Consider the following 16128-nt stretch of genomic DNA (forward strand, 5'->3'; position numbering starts at 1 on the left):
AAAACGACACTGACACCGATCCGGTGCGCAGTCGGTACGATGGCGAACACGGAACCCGGCATCCGGGCGCCGGCCGGCCTGCATGTTTCAGGCCGCCATCCCGAGGAACTGCTGCAGCTCCGGCGTGGCCGGCCTGGCGAAGAGTTCCTCGGGCGGACCCGCCTCATGCACGCGGCCCTGGTGCATGAACACGACCCGGTTGCAGACTTCGCGCGCGAAGCGCATCTCGTGCGTCACCATCACCAGCGTCATGCCTTCGCGCGCCAGTTGCCGCACCACGTTCAGCACTTCCACCACCAGCTCGGGATCCAGCGCCGAGGTGATTTCGTCGCACAGCAGCGCGCGCGGCTGCATCGCCAGCGCGCGCGCGATGGCCACGCGCTGTTGCTGTCCGCCGGAGAGCTGGTCGGGGTAGCTGTCGAATTTCTCCGCCAGCGCCACCTTGGCCAGGCATTCGCGCGCGCGGGCGAGGGCTTCTGACTCGCTGGCGCCGCCGGCCACGGTGGGGGCCAGCATGACGTTGCGCCCGGCGCTCAGATGCGGGAACAGGTTGAACTGCTGGAAGATCATGCCGACCTTGCGGCGCAGCACGCGCAGCTCGAGCTCGCTCGTGCCGAGCTTGGCGCCGGCCACGGAGATATTGCCTTCGTCGATGCTTTCCAGGCCGTTGATGCAGCGTAGCAGCGTGCTTTTGCCCGAGCCGCTCTTGCCGATGATGGCGATGACCTCGCCCGGATCGATCTTGAGATCGATGCCCTTGAGCACTTCGTTGGCGCCGAAGCGCTTTTTCACGTTTTCAATGGCGATGAGCGACATTGAGCTTCCTTTCCAGGTGACGGCTGTAGCGGGACAGGGGCCAGCACAGCGCGAAATAGATCAGTGCGACCAGCGCGTAGACGGTGAAGGGGCTGAAGGTGGCGTTGGTGATCACGGTGCCGGCCTTGGACAGCTCGACAAAGCCGATGATGGAGGCCAGCGCGGTGCCCTTGACGATCTGCACGACGAAGCCGACGGTGGGCGCAATGGCGATGCGCAGCGCCTGCGGCAGGATCACGTAGCGCATCTGCTGCAGATGTCCCAGCGAGAGGCAGCCGGCGGCTTCCCACTGGCCCTTGGGGATGGCTTCGACGCAGCCGCGCCAGATCTCGGCCAGGTAGGCGCCGGACCACAGCGAGAGCGCCAGGCCGGCAGCGAGCCAGGCGGGAATCTCCACGCCGAACAGCGCCAGCCCGAAGAAGGCGAGGAAGAGCTGCATCAGCAGCGGCGTGCCCTGGAAGACCTCGATGAAGCCCCAGGCGGCGCGGCGCAACGGCGCGCGCCGGCTGATGCGCATGAGCAGCACCAGCAGGCCGGTCACGGCGCCGCCGGCAAAGGCCGCCAGCGACAGCACCACGGTCCAGCGCGCCGCCAGCAGCAGGTTGCGCAGGATGTCCCACGTTGAAAAATCGGTCATCGGGCTCTCCGGAACAGCGCGCCGCCGATGCCGCGCAGCACCTGGCGCAGGCCGATGGCCAGCAGCAGGTAGATGCCGGTGGTCAGCAGGTAGACCTCGAAGGCGCGGAAGTTGCGGCCCTGGACGAAGTTGGCGGCGAAGGTGAGGTCCTCGGCGGCGATCTGGGAGCAGACCGCGGAGCCGAGCATCACGATCACCACCTGGCTCGACAGCGCGGGCCAGATCTTGCGCAAGGCGGGTAGCAGCACCACGTGGCGGAACACCTGGAAGGGGGCCATGGCAAGGCTGGCGCCGGCTTCGAACTGCCCGCGCGGCACGGCGGCAATGCCTGCGCGCACGATCTCCGCGCTGTATGCGCCGAGGTTGATCACCATGGCCAGGATGGCCGAGGTCATTTCTCCCAGGTGGATGCCGGCGCTGGGCAGGCCGAAGAAGATAAAGAAGAGCTGGATCAGGAACGGCGTGTTGCGGATCAGTTCCACATAGCCGCCGGCGATCGCCGCCAGCCAGGCCGGTCCCTGGGTGCGCGCCCACGCGCAGCCGATGCCCAGGGCTACCCCGAGCAGGCCGCCCACGGCGGTGAGTTCGGCCGTGACGGCGACGCCGTGCGCGAACACGCCGGCGTAGTCGAAGGCCGAGAGAAAGTCGAATTGATAGGACATGCGATGCCGTAGTTGGGCGCGCCGCCAGGAGGCGCGCGTGAGCGCGGGCCTTGCTTGGCTGGCGCCCCGGTGGATCCGGAGCGCCAGGGCTTCAGGGTTTCACGACTTCAGGACATCAAAGCGTGGCCGGCAGCGGCATGCCGAGCCACTTCACGGTCAGGGTGTTGAGCTCGCCGTCCTTCTTGGCTTCGCCCAGGATGGCGTTGACCCTGGCCTGCAGCTTCGGCTCGCCCTTGTTCAGGCCGATGAAACACGGCGAGTTCTTGATCAGGAACTTGGGCTCGGGCTTCTTGGGCGGATTCCTGGCAAGGATGGCGGCGGCCACCACGTTGCCGGTGGCCACCAGCTGCACCTGGCCCGAGAGGAAGGCGCTGATGGTGCCGTTGTTGTCTTCGTAGCGTTTGATGGTGGCGGTGGGCGGTGCCACCTTGCTCAGCTCCAGGTCTTCCACCGCGCCGCGCGTCACGCCCACGGTCTTGCCGGCGAGTTCGGCTGCGCTGGCGACCTTCTGGTCGGCCGGGCCGAACACGCCGTTGTAGAAGGGGGCGTAGGCCTCGCTGAAGTCGATGGCCTTCTCGCGCTCGGGGTTCTTGCCCATGCTGGAGATCACCAGGTCCACCTTCCTGGTCTGCAGGTAAGGCACGCGGTTGGTGCTGGTCACCGGTACCAGTTCCAGCTTGACGCCCATCTTCCTGGCGATCAGCGCGGCCACGTCGATGTCCAGGCCTTGCGGCTTCATGTCGGCGCTGACCGAACCGAAGGGCGGGAAGTCCTGCGGCACCGCAACCTTGAGCACGCCGGCCTTGACCACGTCGTCGAGCGCTTCGGCGCTGGCGGCGCGCATGGTGAACGCGAGGGCGGTGGCGCCAAGGCCGAGGAGGATTCTGGAGAGCTTCATTGCGTGTCCTTGCTAGCTTGCCGTTTGGGTTGGGTGAAGAGGAAATCGGAAATCGGTCGGAGGGCGGGCGCTCACGCGCCATGCCCGAGCGGGCGCAGCGCCTGGCGCAGCGGATCGGGCCGGTCGTCCGGCGTGGCCGCGCTCAGCCCGGCCTCCACGTGGCCGAGGTGCGCGTCCATCAGGGCGATGGCTTGTTCGGTGTCGCCGCGGGCCAGTGCCGCCACGATCTGCGCATGGTCCGCGCACGAGGCATGGGCCTGGTGGCTGGACTGGTAGCGCATGGCGATCAGGGTGGTGCGCGCGGTCAGGTCGCGCAGCGTATCGGCCAGCAGCACATTGCCCGCGCATTCGCCCAGGCAGACATGGAAGTCGCCCAGCAGGTAGCTGCGCAGGGCTGCGTCGTCGGCGCGCAGTGCGCGCTCTTCCTGCGCCACGTGTTCCTGCAGGCGGCGGATGGCTTGCGCGGTCAGCGGCGGGGCGTAGCGCAGCAGGCCGAGTTCGATGGCGCGCCGCGCGGCAAAGGCCTGCCGGGCTTCCTGCCGCGAGGGCTCGATCACGAACCAGCCGCGCCGGGCCGACACCGTGACGATGCCGCGCGCGGCCAGCCGCGTGAGCGCTTCACGCACCAGCGTGCGGCTCACACCGAACAGGCCGGCCAGCGCTTGCTCGCCGAGCCGCGTGCCGGGTGCCAGGCGCTGGGCCAGGATCGATTGGGTGATGCGCTCGGCGATCTCGGCCGAAGACGCGGTGCGGGCCGCATCGCCACCGCCGCCGCGAAGCGCGGACGGCAGGGCGGAGTCGTGGTCGAGAACTGGCGTGGAGAAGGTCATGCCAGGCTGTCATGCAATAGGTATGCCAGCCTGATATACAAGCGCCGTGCGCATGTTTTGTACGCAAACATGGCATGCGCTGCATGTGGCCGCGCACCAGTCGGGCGCAGCGGGGGATGCATCGGCGGGCGCGGTGCACGCCGATGGTGCGCCCGCGCCCGCGGCGGCCAGGTCCTACCAGCCGCCGCCCAGCGCCCGGAAGGTGGCCACCGCGGCACGCGCATTGTCGGCATGCACGCGTGCCTGCTGGTCGCGCGCAGCCAGCAGCTGGCGCTCCTCGTCCAGCACTTCGAACAGGCTCACCGCGCCGCCCTTGTAGGCATCCTCGGAGGCGCCGCGCGCGCGCACGTGGGCGTCGATCTCGGTGGTGAGCTCCTTGCCCTGCGATTCCAGCTCGGTGAGCGTGACGACGGCGTTTTCCACGTCTTCGGTGGCGCGCAGCATGGCCTTGCGATAGTTGACCAGCGCCTCGGCGTTGGCGCCCCTGGCCTGCGCCACTTCGGCATCGACCCGCCCGAAATCGAACAGGCGCCAGCGCAGGCCGGCCACCGCCGCTGGCTGGAAGGCCGCGGCGGAGAACAGCTTGCCGGTGCTGAGGCTCTCGAAACCGAGCAGGGCGGACAGCGACAGCTTGGGGTAGTACTCCGCGGTGGCCGCGCCGATGCGCGCGCTGCTGGCCGCCAGCCGGCGTTCGGCGGCAATCACGTCGGGACGGCGGCGCAGCAGGTCCGCGGGGCCTTGCGCCACCGAGATGGCGGGCACGGCCAGGCTGGCTTTTCCTCCGGGGCCGGCCAGTTCCGCGGCGTAGGTGCCGGGCTGCGCGCCCATCAGCACATCCAGCCGGTTGAGCTGGGTCTGCAGCTCGATGCGCAGCGGCGGGATGGTGACGCGCGCCTGCGCCACTAGCGCTTCGGCCTGCGCGACTTCGCGGCTGGAGGACAGGCCGTCGTTCAGGCGCAGGCGCACCAGTTCGAGCAGCTTGCCGTTGGTATCGACTTGTTCCTGCGCGATGGCGATGCGCTGCTGCGCGCCGCGCACGCGGAAATAGGCATCGGCGGCTTCGGCGGCAACCGAGACGCGCACGCCGAGTTGCTCCGCCTGCGCGGCCTGGGCTTCGGCGTCGGCCGCTTCGGCGCCGCGCCGCAGGCCGCCGAACAGGTCGATCTCCCAGCTCGCGCCGGCACCGACGTCATAGAGCGTGGGATTGCGGTTGTAGCCGGGGAACTGACTGGCGATCTTGCCAAGCGGGCTTTCCAGCGACTGGCGCTCCTTTACGGCCTGGGCCGACAGGCTGCCTTGCGGCAGCAACTGCGCACCGGCTTCGGCCGCCGCCGCGCGGGCCTGCTGCACGCGCGCCAGCGAGGCGGCCAGGTCCAGGTTCTGGTCGAGCGCGCGCTGCACGATGCGGGTCAGCACGGGATCGTCGAAGCCGGTCCACCAGCTATCCAGCGCCGGTGCCGGCAGCCTGGTTTCACGCGCGGCGAGCGCGTCTGCCTGCGCATAGCCCGCCGTGGTGGGAACGGCGGGCTGCCGGTAGTCCGGCCCCACCGCGGCGCAGGCCGCGAGACCTGCAGCGGCCAGGGCGGCCGCTGCCAGCCTGGCGTAGCCGAACGCCGGTGTCCGGGGTGACTTGAGCCCGGGGCGGGGCGAGGTTCGATCCATATCCATCTCCTTCTGCGAATCTGCAGCGCGGCGTCTTCGGCGCCTCGCAAACTTTGATCAACAAGTTACTTGCATGATGATATCTACCACTCTATACTAACTTTCATCTTGATAGCAACATGATTTTCGGAGGCCGAGAATATGCGGAAAACACCGCTCGATACCGCCCCTTGTCCCATTTCCCGCAGCCTGGCGCGGGTGGGTGAGTCGTGGAGCATCCTGATCCTGCGCGAGGCCTTCTACGGCACCCGCCGCTTCGACGATTTCCAGGTGCAGCTGGGCATCGCGCCCAACATGCTGTCCCGGCGGCTCGAGTCGCTGGTGGCCGAAGGCCTGCTGGAGCGGCGCCAGTATTGCGAGCGGCCGCCGCGCTTCGAATACCTGCTGACGCCGCGCGGCCGCGAATTCTGGCCCGTGCTGCTGGCGCTGCTGAACTGGGGCAACCGTCACTACGCGCCCGAAGGCGAGACCGTGGTGCTGGTGGACCGCCACAGCGGCGCCACCGTCACGCCGATCCTGGTGGACGCCGCCAACGGGCGCCCCATTACGGAAGCAGACCATTTCGTCACGGCCGGACCGGCCGCGAGCGAGCGCCTGCGCTTCCGCCTGGCGAGGTCGGATGGCGCGCGCGCCGCCGCCTGCCCCGGCACCGCCACCGGCGCCGCAACCATCCCCGGCGACCCGCAGACCGCGGGCGTCATCTGAACGTGCAAGCAAGAGGAAGTGTCATGACCAGCGAAATCGCCGCCGACCGTGCCGGCTCGGATCCCGTTTCCGTCTCGAAACCCCGCATCAGCCGCAAGCGAGCTGTCGTGACCGGCGTGCTCGTCGCGGCCGGTGTCGGCCTGGCCGTCTACGGCCAGCACTGGTGGACCGAGGGGCGTTTCCTGCAGAGCACGGACGACGCTTATATCGGCGGCGAGGTCACCGTGGTCGCGCCCAAGGTGGCGGGCTACCTGGCCGAAGTGCGCGTGACGGACAACCAGCAGGTGCATGCCGGCGACCTGCTGGCCCGCATCGACGACCGCGACTACCGCGCCGCGCTGGCCAAGGCCGAAGGCGCGGTGGCCGCGCAGCAGGCGCTGCTGGCCAACCTGGATGCCACGCGCGCCCTGCAGGAGGCCGTGATCGGGCAGGCCCGCGCCGCGGTGACGGCGGTGGATGCCGATACCGTGCGCGCCCGCGAGGACCAGGCGCGCTACCAGAGCCTGGCGGCCAAGTCGGCGGTGTCGTTGCAGAGCTCGCAGAAAGCGGATTCGGATTTCAAGCAGTCGCTGGCCAATACGCAGAAGGCGCAGGCCAGCCTGCTGGCCGCGCAGCGCCAGGTGGACGTGATCGCCACGCAGAAGCAGCAGGCCCAGGCGGCGCTGGCGCAGGCCATTGCCGAGCGCGATATCGCACGCCTGAACCTCGGATACACCGAGCTGCGCGCGCCCATCGACGGCACCGTGGGCAACCGGCGCGCGCGCGTCGGCGCCTATGCCGCCAGCGGCACGCAACTGCTGTCGCTGGTGCCGGCGCGCGGCCTGTGGGTCGATGCCAACTTCAAGGAAGGCCAGCTGGCCCGGCTGCGCCCGGGCATGCGGGCCACGGTGGAGGCGGACGTGCTGCCCGGGCAGGTGTTCCATGGCCGCGTGACCAGCCTGGCGCCCGCCACCGGCGCGCAGTTCAGCGTGCTGCCCCCGGAAAACGCCACCGGCAACTTCACCAAGATCGTGCAGCGCGTGCCGGTGCGCATCATGCTCGACGAGACCGACACCAAGCTGGCCATGCTGCGTCCCGGCCTGTCCGTGGTGGCGGAGGTCGATTCCCGCGCCGACGCACAGGTGCAGCAATGAGCGGCGCCGCGCTGGCGGACGCGCAGCCCGGCGCCGCCGCCGGGCAATCCGCGCCGGTCCGCCCGCCCGCAGGGTTGCCGGACTTCTCGCCGGCGTCGATGACCACCGGCGCCAAGGTGTTCGCCTTCGCCACCATGTGCGTGGGCATGTTCATCGCGCTGCTGGACATCCAGATCGTCTCGGCCTCGCTGCGCGACATTGGCGGCGGGCTGTCGGCAGGCACCGATGAAACCGTGTGGGTGCAGACCAGCTACCTGATCGCGGAGATCATCGTCATCCCGCTGTCGGGCTGGCTGGCGCGCGTGATGTCCACGCGCTGGCTGTTCGCGGCGTCGGCCGCCGGCTTCACGGTGGCAAGCCTGCTGTGCGGCATCGCCTGGAACATCCAGAGCATGATCGCCTTCCGCGCCATGCAGGGCTTCCTGGGCGGCTCGATGATCCCGCTGGTGTTCACCACCGCCTTCATGTTCTTCACCGGCAAGCAGCGCGTGATCGCCGCGGCCACCATCGGCGGCCTGGCCTCGCTGGCGCCCACGCTCGGGCCCACCGTGGGCGGCTGGATCACGGACCACTTCTCCTGGCACTGGCTGTTCTTCATCAACCTCGTGCCGGGCATCTTCGTCATGATCGCGGTGCCGATGTTCGTGCGCGTGGACCGGCCCAACTGGTCGCTGGTGCGCGGCGCCGACTACCTCGGCATGACGCTGATGGCGCTGTTCCTCGGCTGCCTGGAGTACACGCTGGAAGAGGGCCCGCGCTGGGACTGGTTCGGCGACGACACCGTCCGCGCCACGGCGTGGATCGCCGCGCTGGCCAGCGTCGGCTTCGTGTGGCGCAGCCTGACCTACGCGAACCCGGTGGTGGACCTGCGCGCGCTCAAGGACCGCAACTTCGCGCTGGGCTGCTTCTTCTCCTTCATCGCCGGCGTGGGCATCTTCGCCACCATCTACCTGACGCCGCTGTTCCTGGGGCACGTGCGCGGCTTCAGCGCGCTGCAGATCGGGCTGGCGGTGTTCTCCACCGGCGTCTTCCAGGTCATGTCGATCCCGGTCTATGCCTTCTTCGCCAACCGCGTGGACCTGCGCTGGCTGCTGATGGTCGGGCTGGCCTGCTTTGCCTTCTCGATGTGGCAGTTCGCGCCGATCACCAGCGACTGGGGTGCCGAACAATTGCTGCTGCCGCAGGCCTTCCGCGGCATGGCGCAGCAGTTCGCGGTGGCGCCGGTGGTCACGCTGACGCTGGGCGCGCTGCCGCCGGACCGGCTCAAGCTGGCCTCGGGGCTGTTCAACCTGATGCGCAACCTGGGCGGCGCGATCGGCATCGCGGTCTGCGCCACCATCCTCAACGACCGCACCAACCTGCATTTCCTGCGGCTGGCCGAGCACCTCAACGCCGGCAACGAGGCCATGGCCGCGCTGCTGCAGTCGGCCAGCAGCAATATGGCTGCGTGGGGCTTCGACGCGCAAGGGGCGCAGTCCGCCGCCATCAGGCAGTTGTGGGCGCTGGCCTACCGCGAGGCGCAGACGCAGACCTTCGCCGATATCTTCATCGTCATCCTGGTGTGCTTCGTCATCGCCACAGCCATGGTGCCGCTGATGCACAAGGTGGCGCCGCCCAAGGCGCCGTCGGCCGATGCGCACTGAACGCGGCCAGGCGCAACGTCATCCATGCAAGGGACAACAACCATGCTCAAACGCCATCTGATTGCACTCGCCGGCGTGGCGCTGCTTGCCGGCGGCCTGGCCCCGGCGCGCGCCGGCGGGGACCGGCCGCAAAGCGGCAGCATCGCCTGCAGCCGTGCCGACAATATGTACTGCCGCGTGCCGCCCCGGCCCGGCGCGCCGCCGCCCAGGCCGGGGGCGGCGCGCGACCGGCCGGCTTCCTGAAACCGTAGGCGGCCGCCATTTTGGCTATCATGGTGAAAGTATCGTGATGCCAGCGGAGCCGTCGACCATGCAGAGAAAGACCTTCAGGGATATGCAATGCCCCATCGCCCGTGGCCTGGAACGGGTCGGCGAGTGGTGGAGCATGCTGCTGATGCGCGAGGCGTTCTACGGCTCGCGGCGTTTCGACGACTTCCAGAGGAACCTGGAGATCGCCCCCAATATGCTCACGCGCCGGCTGACGGCGTTGGTGGACGAGGGGCTGCTCGAGCGGCGCCAGTACTCGGAAAAGCCGCCGCGCTACGAATACGTGCTGACCCCGGTCGGGCACGATTTCCTGCCGGTGCTGCTGGCCATGCTGGCCTGGGGCAACAAGCACTTCGCGCCGGAAGGGCCGAGCGTGGAGCTGGTCGACAAGGACACCGGCAAGGCGGTCGAGCCAGTGCTGGTGGACCGCGGCACCGGCGAGCCCCTGAGCTTTGCGCGACATGCGCTGGTGCCGGGGCCGGCCGCGCAAGAGGGGATGCGCAGGCGGCTCGCCGCCGCGCAGGATTTTTTGTCCGGCGCCGAGCAGGCGCCGGACGAAGTTGCAGGGGAGGTCTAGCAGGCCGCGCGGCTGCCGCGCACCGTGCCCGCGCGGGCCTCCGCATCCGTTTGTTTCATTCATTTCATCGAAGCGGGGAACGTCATGAAGATTCTGGTCCTGGGCGCGGGCGCCATGGGCGGTTATTACGGCGGCCGCCTGCAGCAGGCTGGCGCGGATGTCACATTCCTGGTGCGGCCGCGGCGCGCCGAGGTGCTGGCCCGCGATGGCCTGGTGGTGCGCAGCGAGCTAGGCGATATCCGCACCGCCGTGAAGACGGTGCAGGCCGGCGATGTGGGCCCGGACTACGACCTGGTGCTGCTGGCCTGCAAGACCTACGACCTCGAAAGCGCCATGCAGGCGCTCGGTCCGGCGCTGGACGAGCGCGGCAACGGCACGGCCATACTGCCGCTGGTCAACGGCCTGCGCGCCTACGAAACGCTGGACGCGCGCTATGGCCGCGAACGCGTGCTGGGCGGCGTTTCCTACATCGCCACCACGCTCGAAGCTGGGGGCGCGGTGGTGCACCAGGGCGCCGGCGACAGACTGGTGGTGGGCGCGCGCGCCGAGGCCGCGCAGCCCCTGGCCCGCGCTTTCCATGAACTGGCCGCGGCCACGCCCGGCACGCGCGAGCTGTCGGCCAACGTCGACCAGGCGCTGTGGAACAAGTGGGTGATGATCGCGTCGGGCGCGCTGATGACCTGCCTGATGCGCGGCACGGTGGGCGAGATCGTGAAGACCGACGACGGCCGCGCACTGATGCAGCAGGCCATGGACGAATGCGCCACAGTGGCGCGGCTGTCGGGCCATGCGCTGCCCGAGCCGGTGCACAAGGCGATGGTCGAGCGGCTGCTGGACGCCAACTCGCCGTGGGCGGCCTCGATGATGCGCGATATCGCCCAGGGTGCGCCGCGCCTGGAAGCGCGCGACATCGTTGGCGACATGGCCAGCCGCGCCGAGCGCTTCGGGCACGCCGTGCCGCTGGTGCGCACTGCCTACGCCCACCTGCAGGTCTACGAGGCCCGGCAGGCCCCCCACGCCGCCGCCTGAGGCGCCGCTATCCCGCTGCAGCCGCCGCCTGCGCGACGGCGGCGCTGCGCCGCTCGCGCGCGGCCAGCCTGAACGCGCCCGGGCCCACGCCGAAATACGCCTTGAAGGCGCGCCCGAAGGCCGCCTCGGAAGCGTAGCCGCATTGTTCGCCGATATTGGCCGCGGACTCGCGGTCCTGGGTCAGCAGGCGGGCCGCCAATTCCATGCGCAAGGTGGTGACGAACTGCAGCGGCGTCTCGCCGCTGAGCTGCGTGAAGCGCCGTGCGAACGTGGCGCGCGACACATTGCACACCTGTGCCAGCGATTCCACCGACCACGGCTCGGCTGGCGCCTTCAGCACCGCGTCCACGGCCCGCGCCATGCGCGCGTCCGCCATCAGCGCCAGCACGCTGTGGGTCACGCCGCCCTGCGCGATCAGGGCGCGCAGCAGCAAGGTCAGCAGCGCCGTGGAGAGCTGCCCGATCACCGCGGTGCCGCCCGGCTCGGGTGCCTGCGCCTCGTTGCGCATCATGCCGATCATGGCATCCAGCCACGCGCAGTCGGCGCGCCCCGCGGTGGATATGCGCAGCACCGGCGGCAGGTGGCGCAGCAGCATGGTGCCCGGCAGGCCCAGCACGAAGGTGCCGCACAGCAGGTCCAGCTCAGGCCCTTCGCCCGGGATCCTCACCTCGGTCAGCATGCCGTTGAAGTGTGTCTGCCGCTCGCCCGGGGCGGCCTGGTCCCCGCCCTTGCCGGTATTGGCCCGCAGGCTGCGCAGCGTATGCGCGCTGCCGTGCGGAAACAGCAGCACATCGCCGGCATCCAGCGTCATTTCCTTCTTTCCGGCCTCGGCGATCGCCTGCCCTTCGAGGATGATGTGATAGGGCAGGTGTCCCGGCGGCGCCAGCACATGGTCCACCCGCCAGACGCCGGCAAAGTGGCAATGCAGGTCGACGGTTCCGGCGGGCGCCAGCATGCGGACGAGTTCGGTCAGGCTGTCCATGGCTTCGGGAGGGTAGAGGGTCCGGGCGAGGTGAGCTTGCTTGAGACGTTTGGGCAAGATATTGCGATCATTATATGCGGTAACGCGCAGTTTGGGCGCCTAGACTTCAGTCCATGGAAGCCGCGCAACAAACACCGCGCGGTCCATCAACCAACGCAAAGGAGTCCGTCATGTCCCGTCTTCACACCATCGCCCTCGACGAAGCCACTGGCCAGACCGCCGAATTGTTCGGCGCCATCAAGAAGGCCATCGGCAAGGTACCCAACGCCTACCTGACCATCGGCAGCAATGCCCCGGCCGTGCTGGCCAACGCGCTGCAGACTGGTGCGCTGCTGCAGAAGAATTCCACGCTGAGCGCGCGCGAAGTCGAAGCCATCAACCTCGCCGTCAGCGAAGCCTCGGGTTGTGACTATTGCGTGGCCGCGCACACCATGACCGGCAAGATGGCCGGCTACAGCACCGAGCAGACCCGCGCGCTGCGCGCCGGCGCCTACGCCGAGGACGGCAAGATCGACGCGCTGGTCCGCTTTGCGCTGACCCTCGTCAAGACCAGCGGCACGCTGCCCGCCAGCGCCGTGGCCGATGTGCGCGAAGCCGGCTACAGCGACCGCCAGATCATTGAGAGCATCCAGGCCGTCAGCGCGATCCTGTTCACCAATATGGTCAACCGCGTCAACGATACGGTGGTGGATTTCCCGAAGGTGGCGTGAGCAGGGCGGGAGGGCGCGCATGCCCTCCCGCTGCCGGTTTCCGGCGAGGCCCGGTGGCGTAGCGCTTCCGGGCCTTTCTGCTATCGGGATCAGCGCGTGGCGTTCAGCCCGTTGCGCCCGTTCAGGTGCCTGACCAGCCGTCCCAGCGTGGTGGCCTGGATCAGCAGGCTGAACACCACCACCAGGTAGGTCACGCCGATCAGCATCTCGCGCCCGTGGAACTCCGGCAGCGACAGCGCCAGCGCGATCGAAATGCCGCCGCGCAGCCCGCCCCAGGTCATGATGGTGGCCGAGTGCGGGTTGAGCCGGCGGAAGTTCTGCAGCGCCAGCAGCGGGATCGCCACGCTGATGCAGCGCGCCAGCAGCACCACGGGAATCGCCGCCAGCCCCAGCCACACGATATGCAGGTGCAGCGACAGCGCGATGATCTCCAGCCCGATCAGGCCGAACAGCACCAGGTTGAGCAGTTCGTCGAGCAAGCCCCAGAAATTGAACAGATGCTCGCGCGTCTTCTCTGACATCGAAGTGGCCGCGCCGTGGTTGCCGATCACCAGCCCCATGATGACCACCGACAGTGGCGCCGAGACATGCACCAGTTCGGCCAGGCTGTAGCCACCCGTGGCCAGCGCCAGCGTGATGAGGATCTCCACCGGATAGCTCTCGATGCCGCGCAACAGCAGCGACGCACCGTAGCCCAGCACCGCGCCCAGCACCAGCGCGCCCAGTACCTCGCGCACCAGCGCCATGGCCACGTGCGAAGCCGAGAACTCGGTGGCGCCGGTGGCCAGGCCGACCAGCGTGAGGAAGGCCACCACGGCGGTGCCGTCGTTGAACAGCGATTCGCCGGCGATCTTGGTTTCCAGGCTTTCTGGCGCACCGGCGTTCTTGAGCACGCTGAGTACCGCGATGGGATCGGTCGGCGAGATCAGTGCGCCGAACACCAGGCACCACAGCAGGCTGACGGGATGGCCCAGCCATTGCGCCACGTAGAAGAAACCGAGGCCCACCGCGGCCGTGGAGATCACCACGCCGACCGTGGCGAGCAGCAACACGGCGCGCCGCTGGCGACGCATGCGCGACAGGTCCACGTGCAGCGCGCCGGCGAACAGCAGCAGGCTGAGCAGGCCGTGGAAGACCAGGTCGGAGAAATCGATCTGGGCCACCAGCTTGCGGGCCTGGGCCACCATTTCAGGGTGATTGAAGCCGAGCACGGATACGCTCAGGCAGGTCACCAGGCCCACGGCGGTGATGCCCAGCGTGTCGGGCAGCTTGATGAAGCGGTAGTTGATGACGCCGAAGATGGCGATGAGGGTGAAAAGGGCGCCGGTCCCCTGGAATACGGTCATGCGGTGGAATCCTCCTGAGTCTCTGCCGTTGCGGGTCGTCGCGAGTCGTTGCGAGCCTCCATTGTGCGCGATGCACTGCAATGTGCGTCTTTTGACGCATCAACGAGGCCATCGTTCATGGCGGGCCGCGCAGGCCGAGTGCTCGTCAGGCCAGCGTCGCCGCCTCGCCGGCATCGAAAAACCCCAGGAACCTGCGCATGATGGGCGAGAGCGCGCCCGTGCGATGCGCCACCAGCACGCGGCTGGCCGCGTCCGGGCCCGCCAGCGGCCGGTAGGCCACGCCGGGGATGCCGGTGCGCGCATAGATCTCCGGCAGCACCGAGACGCCCGCGCCGCTTGCCACCAGTCCGATGATGGTGGTGGCCTCGCGTGCCTCCTGGGCAATGCGCGGGGCAAAGCCAGCCCGGTTGCAGAGCGTGGTCACGTGGTCGAACAGGCCGCAGCCCAGGCCGCGCGGGAACAGCAGGAAAGGCTGGCCGGAGAGCGCGCCGATCTCGAGCGGCGGCGCGCCTGTCGTGGCGGTGCCCCCGTCCTCCGGCCCGGCCAGTGCATGCGTGGCCGGCAGCACGGCGACCAGCCGGTCGGCGAGCACTTCATGCACCGTGATGCTGGCGGGCGGGTGGAACTGCGGCGAGGGCCGCAGGAAACCGATGTCGATCTCGCTTTTTTCCAGCGCCTGCAATTGCTGGCCGGTGGACATGTGCACCAGCTCCAGCATCGCGCGGCGGTGGCCAAGACGGAACTGCTGCACTGCGCGCGGAAAGACGTCCTGCATCGGCACCGAGGCGGTGAAGCCCACCCGGATCTCGCCGGCCTCGCCCGCGGCGACCTGCCTGACCACTTCGCGGGCCTGCTCCAGGTTGCCCAGGGCCGCCCGGGCCTTGTCCAGGAACAGGCTGCCGGCCGGGGTCAGCGCCACGTGGTGGCGCGAGCGGTCGAGCAGGGGGCTGCCGAGTTCGTCTTCCAGGGCCTTGATCTGGGTGCTCAGCGGAGGCTGGCTGATATGCAGCTTGCGCGCGGCTTCGCTGAAGCTCAGTGCTTCGGCCACGGCGACGAAATAGCGGAGTTGCCGGAAATCCATGGGCTTGCGGTGAGGGTGAGGGGCTTTGGCTCTGGTTTGGTTATAGCAATCAGAGATAACAAGCTGGTCTAAAACATATTGGACAGTATCACGGCCGCTGCGCAGAATGCACGCAAACGATACAACCGATAACCTGTCCGGAGACAAGAATGCTGCGTCGATCCCACCTTGCCGCCTTGCTGGCGGCCACCTTGTCACTGGGCGTGGTTGCCGCGGCGGGCGGGGCCGAGCCCTATCCGGCCAGGCCGATCCGGCTGGTCGTGCCTTACGCGGCGGGCGGCGCCGTAGATATCGTGGCGCGCGCGGTCGGCCAGCGCATGAGCGTGCAGCTCAAGCAGCCGGTCATCGTCGACAACCGCCCGGGCGCCAGCACCAACATCGGCATGGACACCGTGGCCAAGGCCGCGCCCGACGGCTACACCATCATGATGGCCTCCAACAGCCTGGCCACCAATGCCGCGCTGTTCGCCAAGCTGCCCTTCGACCCGGCCCGGGACTTCGCGCCGGTGGCCCGCATCGGGCAGGCCTCGCTGGTGCTGGTGGTACCGGCGAAATCCAGCGTGACCTCGCTCAAGGGGCTGATCTCCCAGGCCCAGGCCCAGCCCGGCAAGCTCAGCTACGCCTCTGCCGGCAACGGCAGCTCCGGCCACCTCGCCGGCGAGCTGTTCAAGGAAGCGGCGCATATCGATGTGCTGCACGTGCCCTACAAGGGTGGCGCACCGGCCATCACCGACCTGCTGGGCGAGCGCATTTCCTACATGCCGATCAATCCGCTCGAAGTCATCACGCATATCCGTGCCGGTACCCTGCGCGCCATCGCGGTGGCGAGCGACCAGCGCACGCCGCTGCTGCCCGCGGTACCGACCTCGCGCGAAGAGGGCGTGCCTGGCTTTACCGCCTCGGTGTGGTGGGGCCTGATCGCGCCGGCCAGGACGCCGCCGGCGGTGATCCACGAACTCAACGCCGCCGCCAACGCCGCGCTTGCCGATGCCGATGTGCGCAAGCAGCTCGCCCAGCTGGGCGTGACGATCCTGCCGGGCACGCCCGAGGCCTTCGGCCAGTTCGTGCGCAATGAAACCACGACCTGGAACGGCGTGATCCGCAAGGCGGGCATCACCGCCGACTGACTTCCGTGCCGCGCCGCGCGGGG

General features: G+C 68.9%; 17 protein-coding genes. 8 read left to right on the forward strand and 9 right to left on the reverse strand.

Annotated features, from left to right (window positions below):
• Nucleotides 1-87: 87 nt before the first annotated feature.
• The 6 genes from AB4Z48_RS19125 to AB4Z48_RS19150 all read right to left on the reverse strand — a co-directional run bounded on the left by AB4Z48_RS19125 (nucleotide 88) and on the right by AB4Z48_RS19150 (nucleotide 5505).
• A complete protein-coding gene (locus AB4Z48_RS19125; protein WP_441616738.1) occupies nucleotides 88-816 on the reverse strand; it encodes an amino acid ABC transporter ATP-binding protein in 729 nt (242 codons plus the stop codon).
• Entirely contained in the window at nucleotides 797-1453 is a 657-nt protein-coding gene (locus AB4Z48_RS19130; protein ID WP_441616740.1) for an amino acid ABC transporter permease, read from the reverse strand. The genes AB4Z48_RS19125 and AB4Z48_RS19130 overlap by 20 nt, the downstream gene beginning before the upstream one ends.
• A complete protein-coding gene (locus AB4Z48_RS19135) occupies nucleotides 1450-2115 on the reverse strand; it encodes an amino acid ABC transporter permease (protein WP_441616742.1) in 666 nt (221 codons plus the stop codon). The genes AB4Z48_RS19130 and AB4Z48_RS19135 overlap by 4 nt, the downstream gene beginning before the upstream one ends.
• A gap of 115 nt (nucleotides 2116-2230) precedes the next feature.
• Nucleotides 2231-3013: a transporter substrate-binding domain-containing protein gene (locus AB4Z48_RS19140; RefSeq protein ID WP_441616744.1), complete on the reverse strand. Its 783-nt coding sequence runs from the start codon at nucleotides 3011-3013 to the stop codon at nucleotides 2231-2233.
• 71 nt (nucleotides 3014-3084) lie between these two features.
• Nucleotides 3085-3843 carry a GntR family transcriptional regulator gene (locus tag AB4Z48_RS19145; protein WP_441616746.1) on the reverse strand — a complete coding sequence of 253 codons (759 nt, stop codon included), beginning with the start codon at nucleotides 3841-3843 and terminating at the stop codon, nucleotides 3085-3087.
• A 174-nt stretch (nucleotides 3844-4017) separates the two neighbouring features.
• Nucleotides 4018-5505, reverse strand: a complete 1488-nt coding sequence (locus AB4Z48_RS19150; RefSeq protein ID WP_441616748.1) for an efflux transporter outer membrane subunit — start codon at nucleotides 5503-5505, stop codon at nucleotides 4018-4020.
• A gap of 141 nt (nucleotides 5506-5646) precedes the next feature.
• Here AB4Z48_RS19150 and AB4Z48_RS19155 point away from each other — a divergent pair, with 141 nt between their 5' ends.
• From AB4Z48_RS19155 to AB4Z48_RS19180, 6 genes are all read left to right on the forward strand, one after another.
• Complete coding sequence (locus AB4Z48_RS19155) at nucleotides 5647-6210, forward strand: winged helix-turn-helix transcriptional regulator (RefSeq protein WP_441616750.1); 564 nt, start codon at nucleotides 5647-5649, stop codon at nucleotides 6208-6210.
• Nucleotides 6211-6233: 23 nt separating this feature from the next.
• Complete coding sequence (locus AB4Z48_RS19160; RefSeq protein ID WP_441616752.1) at nucleotides 6234-7343, forward strand: HlyD family secretion protein; 1110 nt, start codon at nucleotides 6234-6236, stop codon at nucleotides 7341-7343.
• A 98-nt stretch (nucleotides 7344-7441) separates the two neighbouring features.
• A complete protein-coding gene (locus AB4Z48_RS19165) occupies nucleotides 7442-8986 on the forward strand; it encodes a DHA2 family efflux MFS transporter permease subunit (protein WP_441616834.1) in 1545 nt (514 codons plus the stop codon).
• A 42-nt stretch (nucleotides 8987-9028) separates the two neighbouring features.
• Nucleotides 9029-9229, forward strand: a complete 201-nt coding sequence (locus AB4Z48_RS19170; protein WP_441616754.1) for a hypothetical protein — start codon at nucleotides 9029-9031, stop codon at nucleotides 9227-9229.
• Nucleotides 9230-9296: 67 nt separating this feature from the next.
• Nucleotides 9297-9830, forward strand: coding sequence for a winged helix-turn-helix transcriptional regulator (locus AB4Z48_RS19175; protein WP_441616756.1), 534 nt, complete (start codon nucleotides 9297-9299; stop codon nucleotides 9828-9830).
• 84 nt (nucleotides 9831-9914) lie between these two features.
• Nucleotides 9915-10859 carry a 2-dehydropantoate 2-reductase gene (locus AB4Z48_RS19180; RefSeq protein WP_441616758.1) on the forward strand — a complete coding sequence of 315 codons (945 nt, stop codon included), beginning with the start codon at nucleotides 9915-9917 and terminating at the stop codon, nucleotides 10857-10859.
• A 7-nt stretch (nucleotides 10860-10866) separates the two neighbouring features.
• On the opposite strand, the gene AB4Z48_RS19185 is transcribed toward AB4Z48_RS19180, so the two are convergent.
• A complete protein-coding gene (locus AB4Z48_RS19185) occupies nucleotides 10867-11898 on the reverse strand; it encodes a cupin domain-containing protein (protein WP_441616760.1) in 1032 nt (343 codons plus the stop codon).
• A gap of 113 nt (nucleotides 11899-12011) precedes the next feature.
• On the opposite strand from AB4Z48_RS19185, the gene AB4Z48_RS19190 reads away from it, so the two are divergent.
• Entirely contained in the window at nucleotides 12012-12551 is a 540-nt protein-coding gene (locus tag AB4Z48_RS19190; protein ID WP_441616762.1) for a carboxymuconolactone decarboxylase family protein, read from the forward strand.
• A gap of 89 nt (nucleotides 12552-12640) precedes the next feature.
• Here AB4Z48_RS19190 and AB4Z48_RS19195 read toward each other — a convergent pair whose 3' ends face one another.
• Nucleotides 12641-13897: a cation:proton antiporter gene (locus tag AB4Z48_RS19195; RefSeq protein ID WP_441616764.1), complete on the reverse strand. Its 1257-nt coding sequence runs from the start codon at nucleotides 13895-13897 to the stop codon at nucleotides 12641-12643.
• A gap of 145 nt (nucleotides 13898-14042) precedes the next feature.
• Nucleotides 14043-14978 (reverse strand): LysR family transcriptional regulator, encoded by a 936-nt coding sequence (locus AB4Z48_RS19200; protein WP_441616766.1) that lies wholly within the window; start codon nucleotides 14976-14978, stop codon nucleotides 14043-14045.
• 149 nt (nucleotides 14979-15127) lie between these two features.
• On the opposite strand from AB4Z48_RS19200, the gene AB4Z48_RS19205 reads away from it, so the two are divergent.
• Nucleotides 15128-16105, forward strand: a complete 978-nt coding sequence (locus AB4Z48_RS19205; protein WP_441616768.1) for a tripartite tricarboxylate transporter substrate binding protein — start codon at nucleotides 15128-15130, stop codon at nucleotides 16103-16105.
• Nucleotides 16106-16128 lie beyond the last annotated feature (23 nt).

Source organism: Cupriavidus sp. 2TAF22, assembly GCF_052115045.1.
Classification (GTDB): Bacteria; Pseudomonadota; Gammaproteobacteria; order Burkholderiales; family Burkholderiaceae; genus Cupriavidus.

Coding starts and splice junctions, on each gene's coding strand:
- AB4Z48_RS19180 (WP_441616758.1), top strand. CDS start 9,915: ATGAAGATTCTGGTCCTGGGCGCGGGCGCCATGGGCGGTTATTACGGC.
- AB4Z48_RS19170 (WP_441616754.1), top strand. CDS start 9,029: ATGCTCAAACGCCATCTGATTGCACTCGCCGGCGTGGCGCTGCTTGCC.
- AB4Z48_RS19145 (WP_441616746.1), bottom strand. CDS start 3,843: ATGACCTTCTCCACGCCAGTTCTCGACCACGACTCCGCCCTGCCGTCC.
- AB4Z48_RS19135 (WP_441616742.1), bottom strand. CDS start 2,115: ATGTCCTATCAATTCGACTTTCTCTCGGCCTTCGACTACGCCGGCGTG.
- AB4Z48_RS19155 (WP_441616750.1), top strand. CDS start 5,647: ATGCGGAAAACACCGCTCGATACCGCCCCTTGTCCCATTTCCCGCAGC.
- AB4Z48_RS19200 (WP_441616766.1), bottom strand. CDS start 14,978: ATGGATTTCCGGCAACTCCGCTATTTCGTCGCCGTGGCCGAAGCACTG.
- AB4Z48_RS19140 (WP_441616744.1), bottom strand. CDS start 3,013: ATGAAGCTCTCCAGAATCCTCCTCGGCCTTGGCGCCACCGCCCTCGCG.
- AB4Z48_RS19130 (WP_441616740.1), bottom strand. CDS start 1,453: ATGACCGATTTTTCAACGTGGGACATCCTGCGCAACCTGCTGCTGGCG.
- AB4Z48_RS19190 (WP_441616762.1), top strand. CDS start 12,012: ATGTCCCGTCTTCACACCATCGCCCTCGACGAAGCCACTGGCCAGACC.
- AB4Z48_RS19175 (WP_441616756.1), top strand. CDS start 9,297: ATGCAGAGAAAGACCTTCAGGGATATGCAATGCCCCATCGCCCGTGGC.
- AB4Z48_RS19195 (WP_441616764.1), bottom strand. CDS start 13,897: ATGACCGTATTCCAGGGGACCGGCGCCCTTTTCACCCTCATCGCCATC.
- AB4Z48_RS19165 (WP_441616834.1), top strand. CDS start 7,442: ATGACCACCGGCGCCAAGGTGTTCGCCTTCGCCACCATGTGCGTGGGC.
- AB4Z48_RS19160 (WP_441616752.1), top strand. CDS start 6,234: ATGACCAGCGAAATCGCCGCCGACCGTGCCGGCTCGGATCCCGTTTCC.
- AB4Z48_RS19150 (WP_441616748.1), bottom strand. CDS start 5,505: ATGGATCGAACCTCGCCCCGCCCCGGGCTCAAGTCACCCCGGACACCG.
- AB4Z48_RS19205 (WP_441616768.1), top strand. CDS start 15,128: ATGCTGCGTCGATCCCACCTTGCCGCCTTGCTGGCGGCCACCTTGTCA.
- AB4Z48_RS19125 (WP_441616738.1), bottom strand. CDS start 816: ATGTCGCTCATCGCCATTGAAAACGTGAAAAAGCGCTTCGGCGCCAAC.